Source organism: Streptomyces sp. NPDC051172 (assembly GCF_040682555.1).
Classification (GTDB): Bacteria; Actinomycetota; Actinomycetes; order Streptomycetales; family Streptomycetaceae; genus Streptomyces.
This window is the reverse complement of sequence record NZ_JBFBBE010000060.1, coordinates 22,595-35,182: the sequence shown is the minus strand read 5'-3', so window position 1 is coordinate 35,182 and position 12,588 is coordinate 22,595. Positions and strand designations below refer to the sequence as shown.

15 protein-coding genes are annotated in these 12,588 nt (G+C 69.9%); 6 read left to right on the top strand and 9 right to left on the bottom strand.

Annotated features, from left to right (window positions below; genetic code table 11):
• Positions 1–90 precede the first annotated feature (90 nt).
• Positions 91–927: a class I SAM-dependent methyltransferase gene (locus AB0N07_RS30520; RefSeq protein WP_365840517.1), complete on the top strand. Its 837-nt coding sequence runs from the start codon at positions 91–93 to the stop codon at positions 925–927.
• A 54-nt stretch (positions 928–981) separates the two neighbouring features.
• Positions 982–1,761, top strand: coding sequence for an SURF1 family protein (locus AB0N07_RS30515; protein ID WP_365840515.1), 780 nt, complete (start codon positions 982–984; stop codon positions 1,759–1,761).
• 160 nt (positions 1,762–1,921) lie between these two features.
• Here AB0N07_RS30515 and AB0N07_RS30510 read toward each other — a convergent pair whose 3' ends face one another.
• The 4 genes from AB0N07_RS30510 to AB0N07_RS30495 form a co-directional block, all read right to left on the bottom strand.
• A complete protein-coding gene (locus AB0N07_RS30510) occupies positions 1,922–2,968 on the bottom strand; it encodes a hypothetical protein (RefSeq protein ID WP_365840513.1) in 1,047 nt (348 codons plus the stop codon).
• Positions 2,969–3,081: 113 nt separating this feature from the next.
• Positions 3,082–3,687 carry a SigE family RNA polymerase sigma factor gene (locus AB0N07_RS30505; protein WP_123966511.1) on the bottom strand — a complete coding sequence of 202 codons (606 nt, stop codon included), beginning with the start codon at positions 3,685–3,687 and terminating at the stop codon, positions 3,082–3,084.
• Positions 3,688–4,141: 454 nt separating this feature from the next.
• Complete coding sequence (locus tag AB0N07_RS30500) at positions 4,142–5,200, bottom strand: aspartate-semialdehyde dehydrogenase (protein WP_365840511.1); 1,059 nt, start codon at positions 5,198–5,200, stop codon at positions 4,142–4,144.
• Positions 5,200–6,477 (bottom strand): aspartate kinase, encoded by a 1,278-nt coding sequence (locus AB0N07_RS30495; protein WP_365840509.1) that lies wholly within the window; start codon positions 6,475–6,477, stop codon positions 5,200–5,202. Before AB0N07_RS30495 ends, AB0N07_RS30500 begins: the two co-directional genes overlap by 1 nt.
• A gap of 178 nt (positions 6,478–6,655) precedes the next feature.
• Between AB0N07_RS30495 and AB0N07_RS30490 the strand changes: the two genes are divergently transcribed.
• From AB0N07_RS30490 to AB0N07_RS30480, 3 genes are read left to right on the top strand one after another with little or no spacing between them, the layout of a single operon-like run.
• Positions 6,656–6,784: a hypothetical protein gene (locus AB0N07_RS30490; RefSeq protein ID WP_365840507.1), complete on the top strand. Its 129-nt coding sequence runs from the start codon at positions 6,656–6,658 to the stop codon at positions 6,782–6,784.
• Positions 6,785–6,839: 55 nt separating this feature from the next.
• Positions 6,840–7,529 (top strand): response regulator transcription factor, encoded by a 690-nt coding sequence (locus AB0N07_RS30485; RefSeq protein WP_365840505.1) that lies wholly within the window; start codon positions 6,840–6,842, stop codon positions 7,527–7,529.
• A complete protein-coding gene (locus AB0N07_RS30480) occupies positions 7,526–8,881 on the top strand; it encodes a HAMP domain-containing sensor histidine kinase (protein WP_365840503.1) in 1,356 nt (451 codons plus the stop codon). The genes AB0N07_RS30485 and AB0N07_RS30480 overlap by 4 nt, the downstream gene beginning before the upstream one ends.
• Here AB0N07_RS30480 and AB0N07_RS30475 read toward each other — a convergent pair.
• Entirely contained in the window at positions 8,847–9,347 is a 501-nt protein-coding gene (locus AB0N07_RS30475; protein ID WP_365840501.1) for an SgcJ/EcaC family oxidoreductase, read from the bottom strand. The genes AB0N07_RS30480 and AB0N07_RS30475 overlap by 35 nt on opposite strands.
• A gap of 145 nt (positions 9,348–9,492) precedes the next feature.
• On the opposite strand from AB0N07_RS30475, the gene AB0N07_RS30470 reads away from it, so the two are divergent.
• Positions 9,493–10,215 carry a sulfite exporter TauE/SafE family protein gene (locus tag AB0N07_RS30470; RefSeq protein WP_365840499.1) on the top strand — a complete coding sequence of 241 codons (723 nt, stop codon included), beginning with the start codon at positions 9,493–9,495 and terminating at the stop codon, positions 10,213–10,215.
• A 12-nt stretch (positions 10,216–10,227) separates the two neighbouring features.
• Here the strand turns inward: AB0N07_RS30470 and AB0N07_RS30465 are convergent, their stop codons facing one another.
• The 4 genes from AB0N07_RS30465 to AB0N07_RS30450 all read right to left on the bottom strand — a co-directional run bounded on the left by AB0N07_RS30465 (position 10,228) and on the right by AB0N07_RS30450 (position 12,585).
• The gene (locus tag AB0N07_RS30465) at positions 10,228–10,383 is read right to left on the bottom strand and encodes a hypothetical protein (protein ID WP_365840545.1); all 156 of its coding nucleotides are present in this window, start codon (positions 10,381–10,383) and stop codon (positions 10,228–10,230) included.
• A gap of 394 nt (positions 10,384–10,777) precedes the next feature.
• Positions 10,778–11,167, bottom strand: a complete 390-nt coding sequence (locus AB0N07_RS30460; protein WP_365840497.1) for a hypothetical protein — start codon at positions 11,165–11,167, stop codon at positions 10,778–10,780.
• Entirely contained in the window at positions 11,164–11,439 is a 276-nt protein-coding gene (locus tag AB0N07_RS30455) for a hypothetical protein (protein ID WP_365840495.1), read from the bottom strand. Before AB0N07_RS30455 ends, AB0N07_RS30460 begins: the two co-directional genes overlap by 4 nt.
• 78 nt (positions 11,440–11,517) lie before the next feature.
• Positions 11,518–12,585, bottom strand: a complete 1,068-nt coding sequence (locus tag AB0N07_RS30450; protein WP_365840493.1) for a hypothetical protein — start codon at positions 12,583–12,585, stop codon at positions 11,518–11,520.
• Between the last annotated feature and the right edge of the window lie 3 nt (positions 12,586–12,588).

The following is a 12,588-nucleotide window of genomic DNA, read 5'->3' as shown; positions in this document are numbered from 1 at the left end:
GACAATTCGCTGGCGAGGCCCCCAGCCTGTGGATAACTTCTACCGGGCATTTACCGAACGCACGTCCAAGCAGGTCAGGAAGGTCGACTCATGTCCTCCCCCAGCCCTTCCCCCACCCCCACCGACTGGCGCGAGAGCAATCGCGCCAACTGGGACGAGAGAGTCCCGCTGCACACCGCCGGCGACTTCTACGACCTCGACGGCTTCCGGTCCGGCAAGGACCCCCTGCGCCCCTTCGAGCTGGCCGAGGTCGGCGACGTGACCGGCAAGTCGCTGCTGCATCTGCAGTGCCACATCGGCACCGACACCCTGTCCTGGGCCCGGCACGGCGCCGCCCGCGTCGTGGGCCTGGACTTCTCCGAACCGGCCGTCGCGGTGGCCCGTGATCTCGCCGCCGACCTCGGCCTCGGACCCGAGCGGGCCGAGTTCGTCGCGTCCGACGTGTACGACGCGGCCTGCGCGCTGCCGGATTCCTCGTACGACATCGTCTACACCGGCACCGGTGCGCTGTGCTGGCTGCCCGACATCCGGCGCTGGGCCGAGACGGCCGCCGGGCTCGTGGCGCCCGGCGGGTTCCTCTATCTCGCCGAGTTCCATCCGCTGACCGACGTCCTCGACGACGAGACCGGCTCACGGATCGTGCGGGACTACTTCGACCGCGAGCCGCAGGTCTACGACCTCCCCGGCACGTACGCGGCGGACAGCACCGCCACCGTCCACAACCGGACCGTGGAGTGGACGCACCCGCTCGGCGAGGTCGTCTCCGCGCTCGCGGCGGCGGGGCTGCGCATCGAGTTCCTGCATGAGCACGACGTCTCGGTGTTCCGGCGGTTCGAGGCCTTCGAGCAGCGGGACGGCTACTTCCGTCTTCCGGCGGACCGGCCGCGGATTCCGCTGATGTACTCGCTGCGGGCGGCCAAGGTCTGAGTTGTCCGAACCCCGCGGCCGAGCGCGCCGTGGGCGCCCCGTACCGTTGACAGCGTGTACCGGTTTCTGCTGACGCCCCGTTGGTGGGGGATCAACGTCTTCGTGCTGCTCGCCATCCCCTTCTGCATCTTCATGGGGTCGTGGCAGCTGAGCCGGTTCGAGGACCGGGTGCAGGCCCACCGGGACGCGACCCGGCAGGTCACGACGGACCGGCACGAGGCGGCCCGGCCGCTGCGGGAGCTGTTGCCGGTGAACAAGGCGACCTCCGGCAGGCAGGCCACCGCGACCGGGCGGTACGGCAAGCAGCTGCTCGTGCCTGACCGGCAGCTCGACGGCAAGCCCGGTTTCTACGTGCTGACGCTGCTGCGCACCGATGGCGGCAAGGCGCTGCCGGTGGTGCGGGGCTGGCTGCCGGGTGCCGCCGACGCGGCGAAGGCGCCCGCCGCGCCCGCCGGTGAGGTCACCGTCACCGGTGCGCTGCAGGCGTCCGAGACGCCGGGGGACAACGGGGTGAGCGCCCGGGGCGGGCTGCCGGCCGGGCAGACCGCGGCGATCAGCTCGGCTTCGCTGGTGAATCTTGTGCCGTACGACGTGTACGACGCGTGGGTCACGCTGGACAGGGCCGATGCCGGGATGACCGCCGTGCCGGCGACGGCGCCTGCGGACTCCGGGCTCGACCTGAAGGCGTTCCAGAACCTTGGCTACACCGGGGAGTGGTTCGTCTTCGCCGGGTTCGTGGTCTTCATGTGGTTCCGGTTGCTGCGGCGTGAGGCGGAGTTCGCGCGGGATGCGGAGATGGGGCTGGTGGCCGAGGAAGAGGGCGTTGCCGTCTGAGCCCTGTTTCGGCTGTACCGGCGCTGCGGGCCGGGGGCGGTGTCACTTGCCCGCGTTGGCGGGGTGCCGCCTCTCTTTGGGACGGGTGCCGCCCCAGGCGGCACGAATGCCCGCAGGCCAGGGCCGGCGGACGACTCCCCCGCAGGCTACGGCGAAGGCTCTACGCCCCCGGCAGCACCCCGGTGTAGATGACCGTCCCCGCGCACGCGTTGGACACCGTCGCCGAGACCGTCGGTGAGCCGGCTGCCGTCGTGTGGGACACGACCACGCTGCCGTCTGCCGTGCCGTCCGCTGTCATCGTCTGGGTGGTGACGCCGCTGTCCGTGCCGGTGGAGGTGGTCCCGGAGGAGCTGCCGGCGTCGGGGGTCGGGGTCGGGCTGGGGGTGGAGCCGCCGTCGGTGGTGCCGCCGGTGGGCCCGCCCGTGGTGGGACAGGTCGCCGAGGGGATCCAGGCGAACTTCACCTCGTAGGCCGCGCGCGGCTGCAACTGCAGCCCGGTGATCTCGGTCGACGGCTCGGGCAGGCCGGCCGCGGCGTCCCCCAGCACATGCCGCGCCGTGGAGATCTTGGTGGCGTCCGCGGCGCCCTGCGCGAGCGCGCTCACGGTGCCCACGCCGCCGACGGTACAGGCGGAGGTGGAGATGTTGACGACGCGGAAGGTGCCGTAGACCGCGCCCTGGGCGTCGGGCGCAGCGACGGACTCGGTGGGCGAGCCGAGCTGGTGGGACGTGCACACGGGGGGACTGGCGGCGCTGGTGGCCGAGGGGCCGGTGCCGGTGCCGCCCGTGCCCGTACCGGGGCCCTTGCTCCTGCCGTCGCCCTTCGAGTCGCCCTTGCCCGTGCCCGGGGAATTGCCCGAATTGCCGCCGGCAGTGCTCTCACTGCCGTCCGCGTTTTTTCCCTGGCTCGCCCCGCCCTGAGCCTGCGAGGCCTGGCCGGCGACGGACGGGTTGACGTCGGAGCCGGTGGAACCGGAGACGTGCAACAGGGCCGGGACGGCCGTGCCGATGAACAGCGCGGCGGCCGCCATGCCGACGGCGGCCTGCCGCTTGCGGGCGCGCCGGGCGGGTACGGCCCGCCGCAGGTGGTCCAGCGTGCCGTCGCGCGGTTCGACCGTCTGCACCGCCTGGTGCAGCATCCTGCGCAGAGCCAGCTCGTCCGAGTCGAGCCCGTCCTCGGGGCTCTGGTCGTCGGGGCCGTGGTTCACAGTTCCGTTCCCAGCGTGCGATTGCGTGTGCTCGTGTTCCTGCGTTGTCGCCGGCTCGCGCCATGCGTAGGGCTCATGGCGGTCATGGGAACCACGTCCCTCGCCGTCCTTGTTCATGCCGGTGCCTCCATCGCGAGGCGGAGGGCCGCGATACCGCGGGAGCCGTACGCCTTCACGGAGCCCAGCGATATCCCGAGCGTCTCGGCGACCTGCGCCTCGGTCATGTCCGCGAAGTAGCGCAGCACCAGGACCTCGCGCTGGCGGCGCTGCAGCCCCTTCATCGCCTTGATCAGGGAGTCGCGCTCCAGCTGGTCGTACGCGCCCTCCTCGGCGCTCGCCATGTCGGGCATCGGCTTGGACAGGAGCTTGAGGCCCAGGATGCGGCGGCGCAAGGCGGAGCGGGAGAGATTGACGACCGTCTGACGCAGATAGGCGAGCGTCTTCTCGGGGTCGCGGACCCGTTTGCGTGCCGAGTGCACGCGGATGAAGGCCTCCTGGACGACGTCCTCGCAGGAGGCGGTGTCGTCGAGCAGGAGGGCGGCGAGACCCAGCAGCGAGCGGTAGTGCGCGCGGTAGGTCTCGGTGAGGTGGTCGACGGTCGTACCGGCCGCCGCTGTGTCCTCGGCGTAGTCGGCGCCGTCACGCTGATTCGGTATGCGGGCGGGCCGCGCTGCGGGCATGGGCGCGATCACCGGCATGCCGCCGGGCGCGCCGGGCATGCGGGGTCGGCCGCGAGTCGCGGCAGGGAAGTCGAGAACCTGAGCCACGCCAGTTGGACACGTTTCCCCCCATGAGGGTTGTACGTGCCGGGCGTCACTTTCGCGTCATGTGCCGCAGCCGGCCGTCTCGCGTCAGGCAGCACAACTGACCGTGCGTCAAACGCCCTCATGCCTACCCGCTCTTCCCCTATATCCAAATGGCCGAGGCGTCCCCACGCCTCGCCGCGCATCCCCGCGCCCCCGGAGGGCGTTCGCAAAGACGCTCCCCGCCCTTCGCACGGTTGCGGAGAGCGGGGAGGAAAATCTTCGGCTGCCGAGGGGGTCCGCAGCAAGTGGTCCGGACCATCTACCGGCTCACACTTCTTACACCGATCTTACAAACTCCCCCGGGACGGGCGGGCAGCTTTCCTGTACGTACAACCGCGTACGACAACTTCGCCGCGCGGGGCGCATGTCAGGCGAACTCGGTCGCCACCAGCTCCGCGATCTGTGCGGTGTTGAGGGCCGCGCCCTTGCGGAGGTTGTCGCCGCAGACGAAGAGTTCGAGCGCCGTGGGGTCGTCGAGCGCGCGCCGCACCCGGCCCACCCAGGTCGGGTCGGTGCCCACGACGTCGGCGGGCGTGGGGAACTCGCCGGCGGCCGGGTCGTCGAAGAGGACGACTCCCGGGGCGGTGGCGAGGATCTCCCGGGCCCCGTCGACGGTGACCTCGCCCTGGAACCGGGCGTGGACGGTGAGGGAGTGCGTGGTGACCACCGGTACCCGGACGCAGGTCACGGCGACGGGCAGCCGGGGCAGGCCGAGGATCTTGCGGGACTCGTCCCGCACCTTCATCTCCTCCGAGGACCAGCCGTCCTCGCGCAGGGATCCGGCCCACGGCACGACGTTCAGCGCCACCGGCTCCGGGAACGGCCCGGTGTTGTCGCCGACGGCCCGCCGCACATCACCGGGGCTGGTCCCCAGCTCCGTACCGGCCACGAGGGACAGCTGCTGCCGCAGGGTCTCCACCCCGGCCCGGCCAGCCCCGCTGACCGCCTGGTACGAGGAGACCACCAGCTCGCGCAGCCCGAACTCGGCGTGCAGCGCGCCCAGGGCCACGATCATGGACAGGGTCGTGCAGTTGGGGTTGGCGATGATCCCGCGGGGCCGGCGGCGGGCGCAGTGCGGATTGACCTCCGGGACCACCAGCGGCACCTCCGGGTCCATCCGGAAGGCGCCCGAGTTGTCCACGACCACCGCGCCCTTGGCCGCGGCGATCGGCGCCCAGTGCGCGGACACCTCGTCGGGTACGTCGAACATGGCGACGTCGACCCCGTCGAAGGCCTCCGCGGCCAGGGCGACCACCTCGACCTCCTGACCGCGCACGGCCAGCTTGCGGCCGGCCGAGCGCGGTGAGGCGATCAGGCGGATCTCGCCCCAGATGTCCGCGTGCTGGGACAGGATCTGGAGCATGACCGTGCCGACGGCTCCGGTCGCTCCCACGACCGCGAGCGTCGGGCGCTGGGACGCCGACATCAGCGTCCGGTGCCTCCGTAGACGACCGCCTCGGCGGTGTCGGAGTCCAGGCCGAAGGCGGAGTGCACGGCGCGCACGGCCTCCGGCACGTCGTCGGCGCGGGTGACGACCGAGATACGGATCTCGGAGGTCGAGATCAGCTCGATGTTCACGCCCGCGTCGGACAGCGCCTCGAAGAAGGACGCCGTGACACCCGGGTTGGTCTTCATACCGGCGCCGACGAGGGAGATCTTGCCGATCTGGTCGTCGTAGCGCAGCGAGTCGAACCCGATGACCGTCTTCGCCCGCTCCAGGGCGTCGATGGCCTTGCGGCCCTCGGTCTTGGGGAGGGTGAAGGAGATGTCCGTCAGCCCGGTGGAGGCGGCGGACACGTTCTGCACGACCATGTCGATGTTGATCTCGGCGTCGGCGATGGCGCGGAAGATCGAGGCGGCCTCGCCCGGCTTGTCCGGGACGCCGACGACCGTGACCTTGGCCTCCGAGGTGTCGTGCGCGACACCGGAGATGATGGCCTGCTCCACCTTCTTGTCCCCTTGCTCGATCGGCTCACTGCTGACCCACGTGCCCTGCAGCCCGCTGAAGCTGGAGCGGACGTGGATCGGGATGTTGTAGCGGCGGGCGTACTCCACACAGCGGTGGAGCAGCACCTTGGAGCCGGAGGCGGCGAGCTCCAGCATGTCCTCGAAGGCGATCCAGTCGATCTTCTTCGCCTTCTTCACCACGCGCGGGTCGGCGGTGAACACGCCGTCGACGTCGGTGTAGATCTCGCACACCTCGGCGTCGAGCGCGGCGGCCAGCGCGACGGCCGTCGTGTCGGAACCACCGCGGCCGAGCGTGGTGATGTCCTTCTTGTCCTGGCTGACGCCCTGGAAGCCCGCGACGATGGCGATGTTGCCCTCGTCCAGGGCCGTGCGGATACGGCCGGGCGTGACGTCGATGATCCGGGCTTTGTTGTGGACGGAGTCGGTGATGACGCCTGCCTGGCTGCCGGTGAACGACTGGGCCTCGTGACCCAGGTTCTTGATCGCCATGGCCAGCAGTGCCATGGAGATCCGCTCTCCGGCGGTCAGCAGCATGTCGAACTCACGCCCGGCCGGCATCGGAGATACCTGCTCGGCGAGATCGATCAGCTCGTCCGTCGTGTCGCCCATCGCGGAAACGACGACGACCACCTGGTGGCCGTTCTTCTTCGCTTCCACGATTCGCTTGGCGACGCGCTTGATGCCCTCGGCATCGGCTACGGAGGAGCCTCCGTACTTCTGCACGACAAGGCCCACGTGCGCTCCTCGCTCGTCCCGTATGTGTCGGCTCATTTTACCGAGCGCCCGGTTACGACCTCTGTGAAACCACATGGTGAGACCCGGCGCTCCAGCCCAGCCCCTGCCCACCTGGCACATGAACAGTCCGCAAAGTGGGCCAGGTCACTGTGACCGCTCTGCCGACGATGACCGACCAGTGAGCTTTCGAACCGTCGCACGACTGGAGCGGATGCCCCGGCTGCGTCTCGCGGTGCCGATCGAGCAGCTCGTGTGGCGGACCGGGTTCATGAAGCGGATCCCGGAACGGCTGCCCGCCATGTGGTGATCCACCAGGGCTCGGCGGCCGATCGTCTTTAAATTTCAAGCATTAGGGTTCGCCTGTGCGCGTACTTCTGGTGGAAGACGATGAGCCGGTCGCCGAGTCCCTTCGCCGCGGGCTCGTCCGCTACGGCTTCGAGGTCGAGTGGGTCACCACGGGCGGCGCGGCCCTGCGCCACCAGGGCCCGTACGACGTCGTCCTGCTCGACCTCGGTCTGCCCGACACCGACGGACTGGACGTCTGCAAGGCGCTGCGCGAACGCGGCGACGTGCCGATCATCGTGATCAGCGCGCGCAGCGACGAGACGGACCGGGTGGTGGGCCTGGAGCTCGGCGCGGACGACTACGTCTCCAAGCCGTTCGGGGTCCGGGAGGTCATCGCGCGGATAAGGGCGGTGATGCGGCGCGTGCAGGCCCGTACGCCGGAGGTGGCCGCGGGCGGTCCGGACCGGTACGGGCCCCGGCTGACGATCGACCGCAAGGCAGCCCGGGTGCATGTGGACGGCGCGGAGGTCGCCCTCGCGCCCAAGGAGTACGACCTGCTGGCCTTCCTCACCGAGGAGCCGGGCGCACTGATGTCGCGCGAGCAGATCATGGAGGCGGTCTGGGACGCGAACTGGTTCGGGCCGACCAAGACGCTGGACGTGCATGTGGCGGCGCTGCGGAGGAAGTTCACCGGGGTCGTCGCCATCGAGGCGGTGCGCGGAGTCGGCTTCCGGCTGGACATCGTCAAGGACGCCGGGGCGTCATGAACCGCCGGCTCATCCGCAGTTACATCCTGCTCGTCGCCGTCGCCATCCTGCTGTTCACCGTGCCGGTGGCCTTCACGCTCACCAAGCAGTTGCGCGACGACACCGAGCTGTCCGTCCTGCGCGAGGCCAGGACGATGGCGCTGCTGCTCGGCGGCAACGACCGGATCTCGTGCGAAGCCCTGGAGAAGGTGGCCAAGGCGTACAGCGACGAGACCCCCGGCACCGTCCAGGTGACCCCTACCGGCAGTTGCTCCCCGAACATCCCCAGACCCACGGCGAACGCGGCGCTGACCCGGGCCGTTGAGCAGAACCGGTCCACGACCGACTGGGGTTCCGACTTCATCTGGGGCAAGCGGCTCGAGGTCACCGTGCCCGCTCAGGGGCGGGCGGCCGTGCGGGTGGTGTACTCGACCTCGCATCTCACCCACAGGCTGTGGACGATCTGGGGCTTCCGGGCAGGCCTCGCGGTGGCGGTACTCGCCGTGGCGGCGCTGATCGGCGCGGTCGCGGCCCGCCGGATCACCGCCCCGCTGCGCGAACTCAACGACATGGCCAGCAAGTTCAGCGACGGCGACCTCACCGCCCGCTCCCCGGTGACGGGCCCGCCGGAGACCCAGACCCTCGCCCGCACCCTGAACCAGGGTGCGGAACGCCTGGACACACTGGTCGCCTCGCAGCGGATCTTCGTGGCGGACGCATCCCACCAACTCCGCACGCCCCTCACGGCGTTGAGGCTCTCGCTGGACAACATCGCGGACGGCGTGGACGACGAATTCGTACGGGAGGACGTGGAGCAGGCGACCGCCGAGGTGGTCCGGATGAGCCGGCTGGTCAACGGCCTGCTGGTGCTCGCACGGGCCGAGGCGAAGGTGACGGCCACGGAGCCGCTGCCCCTCGGGGAGATCGTGGCCGAACGGCTGTCGGTGTGGAGACCGGCCGCCGACGAGCGCGGAGTCACCATCGCGCTCAGGGGGAGTGGTGTCGACGGCCGGCCGTCTGTGCTGGCCAGCCCCGGTCATCTGGACCAGGTACTGGACAACGTGCTCTCGAATGCGCTGGAGGTCTCACCGGACGGCGCCACGATCACCGTCCGGGTCGAGGAGAAGGGCGAGGAAGTGGTGCTCTCCGTCCTCGACCAGGGCCCCGGCATGACCGACGCGGAGAAGTCCCGCGCCTTCGACCGCTTCTGGCGCGGCCAGGGCCTGACCGGGCGCTCCGGTTCCGGCCTCGGCCTCGCCGTCGTCAAGCAGCTGGTGACGGACGACGGCGGAACCGTGGCCCTGCGGGACGCTCCCGGCGGTGGGCTGGAGGTCAGGATCAGCCTTCGGGCATCGCCGAGGAGTGGTGGTTGACGATCTTCCACTTGCCGGCGATCTTCTCGTACGCGTACGTGTAGCGGGCCTCGACCACCCTCTTCTTGCCGGTGGCCTTGTCGGTGAGCGTGAACTCGTAGATGCCGGTGTCGATCGCGGAGTCCTTGTCGAGGACGTCGACAATCGTCCTGACCTTCTTTCCGACCGGCTTGCTCTGCAGGAACTTGTCGAAGTAGTCGACGATCTCGGCGTGGTTGGTGCGGACCTTGTTGGAGACGGTGGGCAGGAGCACCGCGTCCTTCGCGTACAGGTTCGCGACCTTCTCCGAGTCACCGGTCTGCAGCGCCTTGTTCCAGGCGTCGAACAGGCCTGCGATCTGCGTCTTGGTGGGCCTGACCTCGTGCTTCGGGGCGGCGGTGGCAGCGACGGTACCGATCGTGCCGAGGGCGACGACGGCGGTGGCGGTGACGACGGCTGCGCGCTTGGTCATGGAACGACGGGTCATCGCTGTCTCCAGTTTCGGTGCGGTTCCGGGTGCTTGACCTCCCTGCTGGGGAAGTGACTCCAGACTCGCTTTTCACTGGTTAGGGCCCGTGCAGCCGTCGTACAGCGCGGATCCAAGACCCCTCCAACTCACGTGGAGTGACGACTTGACCACGACGGACGTACTGCTGGCAGGCATCGTTCTGCTCGGTTCCTGCGTGCAGTGGCTGACCGGCATGGGGTTCGCGCTGGTCGCCGTGCCCGCGCTCGTGCTGCTGCTCGGGCCCGCCGAGGGCGTCGTGCTCGCCAACTGCGCGGCGGGCGCCATCAGCGTCGTGGGGCTGGCCGGCGGCTGGCGGCGGGTGCGGCCGGGCGCGATGGTGCCGCTGTGCGCGGCGGCCGCCTGCACGGTTCCGGCCGGGGCCTGGCTGACCCGTCAACTCCCGGCACCCGCACTTCTGTTGGTGATGGGCGGACTGGTGACGGCAGCCGTCCTCCTGGTCATGCGCGGCGCCCGTGTGCCCGCCCTGCGCGGCACGAAGGGAGCCGTCGCGGCGGGCGCGGTGGGCGGGTTCATGAACTCGGCGGCGGGGGTGGGCGGGCCGCCGGTGTCCTTGTATGCGGTCAACGCGGGCTGGACGGTACGGGAGTTCGTACCGAACGCCCAGTTCTACGGCGTGGTGGTGAACGCGTTCTCGGTGGCGGCGAATGGGGTGCCGGGGCTGGGCGGGGCCCGCTGGGGATGGGTCGTCGCCGCGATGGCGGTGGGGGCGGTGATCGGCAGGGTGCTCGCCGAGCGGATATCGGAGAGGCGGGCCCGCCTGCTCGTGCTGTCGCTGGCACTGGCAGGCGGGGTCACTGCGGTCGGCAAGGGGGTGTGGGGGCTGTGACCGTCGGGTCTTTCAGGCCACGAACTTCTTCAGGGGCTCGGTGTCGAGGGTGATGCCCACCGGCTCCGGGAGCTTGACTGCTGCCCCGAAGGGCAGCTTCTCCTCGTGCCGGTACCGGCCGTTCTCCGGCTGGTCGAAGACGACGACCGAGCGGTCGTCGCGGTCGATGAGCAGGTGGACGGGGATGCCTGCGGCCGCGTAGCCGTCAGGCTTCGTGTGTGCCAGTCAGTGTCCGGATCACCCGCGGTGACCTCGATGACCATGAGCACGCCCGCAGGGTCACTCCACTCACCGTGTCCGACGAAGTGCCGCGCCGGTGCGAGCACGCCGTCGGGGCGCATCCGCCCCATGCCGTCGGCTTCCGTGCACAGGCCCCGGTACGGGTAGAGCCACGGGCCCTGGTCTCGTCCCGCCCACAGCCTCTGCAGCCGGGCGAGGATCTCACTCCGGTTGCCGTCCGGTCCGCGCTTCACCGTCAGCCGTCCCTGGATGAACTCCAGCCATACGGTCTCCGGTGCCCGGCGGGCGAGTTCCTCGAAGTCCTCGATCGGCATCTGGGCCGTCATGGCCGCTCGACGCGGATGCGTTTGCGGCCCGCGCATTCGACCAGTGCGCGGATGTCCCCCAGATCATCAGTGAAGATCGGCGCCTCATCGTGAGCGATGGACGTGAGAACGACGCTGGCGTCGATGGCGTCGGACGACTTGTTCTTCTGACAGAGCACCGCTGCAGCCTTGGCCAGGGTCCCGGTCAGCGGCATCACCTCACAGCCGTGGAGTAGCCGATGGAGTCCCGCCGCCTTGGGGCGCGCATCCCAGCCTTGGGCGAGCACTCCCGCCGGGATGACGGGAATCTTCCCTCTGCCAAGCATTCGGTAGTGCTGGTGCAGGAAGGCCTGGTCGTTCTTGGCGGCGGCGATCAGCGCGCCGGTGTCGTAGACAATGTGGCTCACGCGCTTCGACGCTCCTCAGGCGATTCCCCGAAGAGATCATCGATCCGCGCGTCGGCCGCGGCGATCTCCTCAGGCGTCGGCCATCCGTGCTCTTCGAAGTGCTCCTCCATCGCCCGCAGTCCCTCACGGATGATGCGGCGCTTGTCGAGGTACTGCTCCAGTGCTCGGCTGACCACCGCCGAGATCTGCTCGTCCTCGGCCTCTGCGTACTGCCGCAGCGCCTCGCCGAGCTCGGCATTGAGACTCACGCTGAACTTCGCCTTCTCTGCCATATTACGAATGTAATCCGGAAGCTCCTCTGGGACCACCGGCGCGCGGAGGCCCGCGTGCGTGCTCGTCCGTCACCGCCGTCACCAGTTCCAGCGCCTCGGCGGCAGCCCGTTCGCGATGCGCTCGCGGTTGTCCCGGTAGTGGTAGAAGACCAGGTCCTCGATCGGCACCGGGCGGAATGTGTCGGGCACCGGGCCGCCCGTCTTGCGCTCCAGCTTCTCCTTGAGGAGACGGGCGGTCGTGACACCGGCGTAGGCGACCTCCTCGATCTCCTCGGTGAGGCTCTTCGCGGGCTGCTCGTCGCTCAACGCCTCCGCCGCGAACTCCTTGCGGCAGTCCACGCAGATCCCCCGGTCGATCTTCACCGTGCGCTCGTCCTGGTCACAGGTGGCGCAGGCCATGATCACGCGGGTGACGCGGCCCCGGAGGGGGCGGGCAGGGGTGGTGTCGGTGGAGGAGTCGCTCTTCTGCGGTGGCATCTTCGCCTCCAGTCGTTTGCGGGCGAGTCCGCCCGGGTTGGTGACAGGGGAAGGGAGCCCTTCGGTCAGGGCTCGGGTGATGTCGTTCGGCGTCGCGCCCCGGTCCAGCCACTCCGCGGCGAGGGGTTCGAGGGACTTGCAGTCCGATTCGGACAGGGGCATACGAGGGTCCGCGGCGCGAAGTCCGGCGAGGGCGCGATATGCGGCACTGGCCTGCGGTGACTCCGGTACGTCCGCCGCGGCCTCCGGGCTCGGCTCCACGACGGTCGGCGTCTCGACGTCGGTACGAGCCAGGCCCGGACGGAAGTCCGTCACGTCCTTGCCGTCCCGCTGCCTTGCGAACTCCGCCCACCACTCCGGCGACCTGGGAGTACGCGACCAGTACGTCCGCGTGACCCACCGCATCGAGTTGTCCTCGACGGTGATGTGTTCCTTGATCCAGCGCAGATGGCCGGCCTCGGTGAGGCGGTTCAACGACGTGCGCGTCGCCTGCTGGCCGTAGCGCGGATGTTCCGCGGCGATCGCCTTGTGGCCCATGTTGTGGCCGTCGTCGAGGTGGTCGATGAAGACGGCGAACTCGCGGTCACGGGGGCTCAGATGTGCGAAGTCCGGGTCGGCGTGCGGGTCTTCGTCACCTACGGAGCGCTTTCCATAGCCCGTTTTGGCCATGGG

Excerpts from the sequence above, each read along its gene's own strand:
- AB0N07_RS30520 (WP_365840517.1), top strand. The coding sequence starts at position 91 with ATGTCCTCCCCCAGCCCTTCCCCCACCCCCACCGACTGGCGCGAGAGC.
- AB0N07_RS30505 (WP_123966511.1), bottom strand. The coding sequence starts at position 3,687 with ATGCCCGGCGCGCCCGGCGGCATGCCGGTGATCGCGCCCATGCCCGCA.
- AB0N07_RS30500 (WP_365840511.1), bottom strand. The coding sequence starts at position 5,200 with ATGTCGGCGTCCCAGCGCCCGACGCTCGCGGTCGTGGGAGCGACCGGA.
- AB0N07_RS30480 (WP_365840503.1), top strand. The coding sequence starts at position 7,526 with ATGAACCGCCGGCTCATCCGCAGTTACATCCTGCTCGTCGCCGTCGCC.
- AB0N07_RS30475 (WP_365840501.1), bottom strand. The coding sequence starts at position 9,347 with ATGACCCGTCGTTCCATGACCAAGCGCGCAGCCGTCGTCACCGCCACC.
- AB0N07_RS30455 (WP_365840495.1), bottom strand. The coding sequence starts at position 11,439 with ATGGCAGAGAAGGCGAAGTTCAGCGTGAGTCTCAATGCCGAGCTCGGC.
- AB0N07_RS30450 (WP_365840493.1), bottom strand. The coding sequence starts at position 12,585 with ATGGCCAAAACGGGCTATGGAAAGCGCTCCGTAGGTGACGAAGACCCG.